Genomic DNA, 3,709 nt, shown 5'->3' with positions numbered 1-3,709 from the left:
CTTATATCCAAGCATAAAACAAGGTTGTCTAGACTTCTTTTAACAGTAAAGTTATCATAAAACTGAATTTTATTTTTTAGGTAAGTTTATGCATTCTATCCGCATTCGTTAAGACACAACTATTTGCATAGTGACACTATTTTATAATGGTGGGCTTTTGTTGTGTCTTTAAGAATATATGCGGATATATAAAGTAAAAGTATGCTTAATTTATAAGTATGCTTTTAGTGCATAGTTTCCAGTTATAACTTAATTGACTAGCTATTTGTCCACCCTGTGGATGAATAGCTTTTTTTTTGGGAGGACACTGTGATGCTAGCTTTTGTTTTCACCTAAATCCTGTTTGCTGCATAAAAAATTTCAAGAGCTAAACAGGAGTAAATAAAAATGAGTTTAATTATTAAAGCGAGAAACATACGCTTGGATTATGCTGGGCGTGATGTTTTGGATATTGATGAATTGGAAATTCACTCTTATGACCGTATTGGTCTTGTGGGTGATAACGGAGCAGGAAAGAGTAGTTTACTCAAAGTACTTAATGGCGAAATTGTTTTAGCCGAAGCGACATTACAGCGTTTTGGTGATTTTGCACATATCAGCCAACTGGGCGGAATCGAAATAGAAACGGTCGAAGACCGGGCAATGTTATCTCGCCTTGGTGTTTCCAATGTACAAAACGACACAATGAGTGGCGGAGAGGAAACTCGTGCAAAAATTGCTGCCGCATTTTCCCAACAAGTACATGGCATTCTAGCGGATGAACCAACCAGCCACCTTGATCTCAATGGAATAGATCTACTTATTGGTCAACTTAAAGCATTTGATGGAGCATTACTTGTTATCAGTCATGACCGATATTTTCTTGATATGGTTGTAGACAAGATATGGGAGTTAAAAGACGGTAAAATTACGGAATATTGGGGTGGTTACTCGGATTACTTGCGTCAAAAAGAAGAAGAGCGACAACACCAAGCCGTAGAATATGAGCTGATGATGAAGGAACGGGAGCGATTAGAATCTGCTGTGCAAGAAAAACGCCAGCAAGCTAATCGATTAGACAATAAGAAAAAAGGAGAAAAATCCAAAAACTCTACCGAAAGTGCTGGACGACTTGGGCATGCAAAAATGACTGGCACCAAGCAAAGAAAACTGTATCAGGCAGCTAAGAGTATGGAAAAGCGTTTGGCTGCATTAGAAGATATTCAAGCACCAGAGCATTTGCGTTCTATTCGTTTTCGTCAAAGTTCAGCCCTAGAACTGCACAATAAGTTCCCGATTACGGCAGATGGTCTGAGCTTAAAATTTGGTAGCCGTACTATCTTTGATGACGCTAACTTTATAATACCGCTTGGCGCTAAAGTCGCTATAACTGGATCGAATGGAACAGGGAAAACGTCCTTGTTAAAAATGATATCAGAACGTGCTGATGGATTAACCATATCTCCAAAAGCTGAAATTGGCTACTTTACACAAACAGGATATAAATTTAACACGCATAAATCTGTGCTCTCCTTTATGCAGGAAGAGTGCGAGTACACAGTTGCGGAAATTCGTGCAGTATTGGCTTCAATGGGGATCGGAGCGAATGATATTCAAAAAAACTTATCCGACTTATCGGGAGGTGAAATCATCAAACTGCTTTTATCCAAAATGCTTTTAGGAAAATATAATATTTTGCTTATGGATGAACCAGGAAACTATCTTGACCTAAAAAGTATTGCCGCATTAGAAACAATGATGAAGTCCTATGCAGGAACTATTATCTTCGTATCTCATGACAAGCAATTGGTCGATAATATTGCTGACATTATCTACGAGATCAAAGACCACAAAATCATCAAGACTTTTGAGAGAGATTGTTAATGATAGCCAATCTAATCCGAACATTAATTATTGAACTCTTTAAAGGAAATTAAAAATGACAATTCAAGATATTCAATCACTTGCTGAAGCACACGGCTTGTTGCTTACGGACAAAATGAATTTCAATGAAATGGGCATTGATTTTAAGGTCGTTTTTGCTCTTGATACAAAGGGGCAACAATGGTTGCTGCGTATTCCTCGTCGTGATGGCATGAGGGAACAAATCAAGAAAGAAAAACGCATTTTAGAATTGGTAAAAAAACATCTTTCTGTAGAGGTTCCTGATTGGAGAATTTCATCTACAGAATTAGTGGCTTATCCCATACTTAAAGATAATCCTGTTTTAAATTTGGATGCTGAAACCTATGAAATAATTTGGAATATGGACAAAGATAGCCCGAAATACATAACATCTTTGGCAAAAACCTTATTTGAAATCCATAGTATTCCTGAAAAAGAAGTTCGGGAAAATGATTTGAAAATTATGAAACCTTCAGATTTAAGACCTGAAATAGCAAACAATTTGCAGTTAGTAAAATCTGAAATTGGTATAAGTGAGCAATTGGAAACCCGCTACAGAAAATGGTTGGATAATGATGTTCTATGGGCAGATTTCACCCAATTTATACATGGCGATTTATATGCTGGGCATGTACTAGCTTCAAAGGATGGAGCTGTTTCAGGCGTTATTGATTGGTCAACAGCCCATATAGATGACCCAGCGATTGATTTTGCTGGGCATGTAACTTTGTTTGGAGAAGAAAGCCTCAAAACTCTAATCATCGAGTATGAAAAACTAGGGGGTAAAGTTTGGAATAAACTATATGAACAGACTTTAGAAAGAGCAGCGGCCTCTCCTTTGATGTATGGTTTATTTGCCTTAGAAACTCAAAATGAAAGCCTTATCGTTGGAGCAAAAGCTCAGTTGGGAGTTATATAATTTAAAAATATGATTGCTGAGAACTGCCTTGTTTTGAAACTTGGTTGGCTTTAATTAGTTTTTAGTATTCTTTATAGAAAATGCCTCGATCAAGGGGCATTTCTAACAATCATTTAACATAAAATTTCTTATGTGAAGTAACCTGAATGCAGCGGTGCCCCATTGGGGGCGCGTTGAGATAAGCCTCTTTTAGATAACTTTAGCAACTCGATAGACAGTTGCAACTCCACAATTCACTGCTTTGGCAATTTCTTCCTTAGTCATATTGCCAACTACTAGCAATTCTTTTATTCGTTTATGTTTAGCCTCATTTGCCTTCTTGCCTGTTGGTTTGTAACCCGAACGTGCCAGGCCCTGCTTAATACGTTCTATACGTTTCTCATTGTCTAGGCGGGCCATTGTTGCCAGAAGATCAATCAACATATTGTTGATGAGTTCCAAGATTGAATGAGTAATGCTGTCACTGGTTTGAATCATTTGGTAGGTAGTAGGAAGATCTGCTACGACTAAACGAAGTCCCTTCTCCTGGATCCTGCGCTTCAGCTCTTGAAAATCTCGTTGGGTTAGGCGTGATAAGCGGTCAATACTTTCAACTAACAATGTGTCACCTTGATTTGCTTCTGACAGTAGCTTATTCAATTCAGGTCGGTCTAACTTCGTACCACTATAGTTTTCCACGTACACAATGGTTTCACCCAAATTCAAGTTTTGGTTTAGATCCTGAAGAATCTGCAAAGCCCTTTCTGCATCTTGATCTTTAGTTGAAGCTCGTAGATAAATACGTGTATTCATTTCTATCATTTAATCTTAATTCTATTAGATTAATGATAATACTATCATTTAATTATTGCATTAAGTCTAATGATAGATATTGTATGCGATTTGGCTCGCTATCATTCAGGTATA

At 37.4% G+C, this 3,709-nt stretch carries 3 protein-coding genes; 2 read left to right on the top strand and 1 reads right to left on the bottom strand.

Annotation, left to right across the window (positions count from 1 at the left end; translation table 11 throughout):
• The first annotated feature begins 387 nt into the window (after positions 1-387).
• Positions 388-1,863 carry an ABC-F type ribosomal protection protein Msr(E) gene (msr(E), locus tag EXE09_RS18515; protein WP_000052512.1) on the top strand — a complete coding sequence of 492 codons (1,476 nt, stop codon included), beginning with the start codon at positions 388-390 and terminating at the stop codon, positions 1,861-1,863.
• A 55-nt stretch (positions 1,864-1,918) separates the two neighbouring features.
• Positions 1,919-2,803: an Mph(E) family macrolide 2'-phosphotransferase gene (locus EXE09_RS18510; protein WP_000155092.1), complete on the top strand. Its 885-nt coding sequence runs from the start codon at positions 1,919-1,921 to the stop codon at positions 2,801-2,803.
• A gap of 189 nt (positions 2,804-2,992) precedes the next feature.
• Here EXE09_RS18510 and EXE09_RS18505 read toward each other — a convergent pair whose 3' ends face one another.
• Entirely contained in the window at positions 2,993-3,604 is a 612-nt protein-coding gene (locus EXE09_RS18505) for a recombinase family protein (RefSeq protein WP_015060246.1), read from the bottom strand.
• Positions 3,605-3,709 lie beyond the last annotated feature (105 nt).

Origin of the sequence: Acinetobacter sp. WCHAc060025, assembly GCF_004209355.1 — a bacterium.
GTDB classification, from domain to species: Bacteria; Pseudomonadota; Gammaproteobacteria; order Pseudomonadales; family Moraxellaceae; genus Acinetobacter; species Acinetobacter wuhouensis.
Note: the sequence above shows the minus strand (reverse complement) of the source record. Positions and strands in the feature narration are given on the sequence as shown.